The following is a 1,418-nucleotide window of genomic DNA, read 5'->3' as shown; positions in this document are numbered from 1 at the left end:
AGTAGTGCCCCTTAAGGTGGTGTAGCCCGCGGTGGCCGGCTCGTCGCTCGCGACGTAAGCGCGGTCACCGTGTGATCCTTCGAGAAGTCTCTTACCTCCACTCGAAAGGCATCATCACGATGACCGCACTTCATATTGTCGACCCTGCGAGCGTGCTCGCTGAAGCCCTGACCGACGCGTCGCCGGATCTGATGCGCAGCCTGCTGCAAACTACGATCAACGCGCTGCTGTCCGCTGACGCGGACGCCGTCGTCGGCGCGGAGTGGGGTAAGCCCTCCCCGGACCGCGTCGCGCAGCGCAACGGCTACCGGCACCGCGACCTGGACACCCGCGTCGGCACCATCGACGTCGCGATCCCGAAGCTGCGGGCGGGCACCTACTTCCCGGAATGGCTTCTCGAGCGCCGCAAACGGGCAGAGACGGCGCTGATCACCGTGATCGCGGACTGCTACCTCGCCGGCGTCTCCACGAGGCGGATGGACAAGCTGGTGAAGACCCTCGGGATCCACTCGTTGTCGAAGTCGCAGGTCTCGCGGATGGCGGCCGAGCTCGACGAGCATGTCGACCAGTTCCGCCACCGGCCGCTCGGCGATGCGGGTCCGTTCACGTTCGTCGCGGCCGACGCTCTGACGATGAAGGTCCGCGAAGGAGGGCGCGTGATCAACGCGGTGGTGCTGGTCGCGACCGGCGTCAACGCCGACGGACGCCGCGAAGTCCTCGGGCTTCGGGTCGCGACCTCAGAGACCACAGCGGCTTGGAACTCGTTCTTCGCCGACCTCGTCGCCCGCGGTCTGAGCGGCGTGCGGCTGGTCACCAGCGACGCCCACGCCGGGCTGGTGGAAGCCATCGCCGCGAACCTGCCGGGCGCGGTCTGGCAGAGATGTCGTACCCATTACGCGGCGAATCTGATGTCCGTGACGCCGAAGGCCATGTGGCCGGCTGTGAAAGCGATGCTGCACTCCGTCTACGACCAACCCGACGCCGACAGCGTTCACGCACAGTTCGACCGGCTCCTAGACTACGTCGACGACAAGCTCCCCGACGCGCACGAGCACCTCGATGCTGCCCGGGCGGACATCCTCGCCTTCACCGGGTTCCCCGAAGGGCTCTGGCAGCAGATCTGGTCCAACAACCCCAACGAGAGACTCAACCGCGAGATCCGCCGCCGCACCGACAGCGTCGGCATCTTCCCCAACCGCGACGCGATTATCCGCCTCGTCGGCGCCGTCCTCGCCGAGCAGACAGACGAATGGGCCGAAGGGCGCCGCTACCTCGGCCTCGACATCCTCGCCAAGTCCCGCCTCACCCTCGTCACCGACACCGGACCCGAGGAGGTGAGCGACAACATCCTCGAACTCAGCGCCTGACCCAGCATCGAAGGATCACGAAACGGCTACACCACTACCGGGGACTTGACC

At 66.6% G+C, this 1,418-nt stretch carries 1 protein-coding gene; it reads left to right on the top strand.

Features of this window, described 5'->3' with window-relative positions:
- Nucleotides 1–119: 119 nt before the first annotated feature.
- Complete coding sequence (locus KZA10_RS15225; protein WP_110555043.1) at nt 120–1,367, top strand: IS256 family transposase; 1,248 nt, start codon at nt 120–122, stop codon at nt 1,365–1,367.
- Nucleotides 1,368–1,418: the final 51 nt, after the last annotated feature.

It is taken from the genome of Microbacterium sp. BF1 (genome assembly GCF_019279095.1).
Classification (GTDB): Bacteria; Actinomycetota; Actinomycetes; order Actinomycetales; family Microbacteriaceae; genus Microbacterium; species Microbacterium maritypicum.
This window is presented reverse-complemented; position numbering and strand designations above follow the sequence as displayed.

Bases quoted from the DNA above. Each gene is read 5' to 3' on its own strand.
- KZA10_RS15225 (WP_110555043.1), top strand. From the start codon at position 120: ATGACCGCACTTCATATTGTCGACCCTGCGAGCGTGCTCGCTGAAGCC.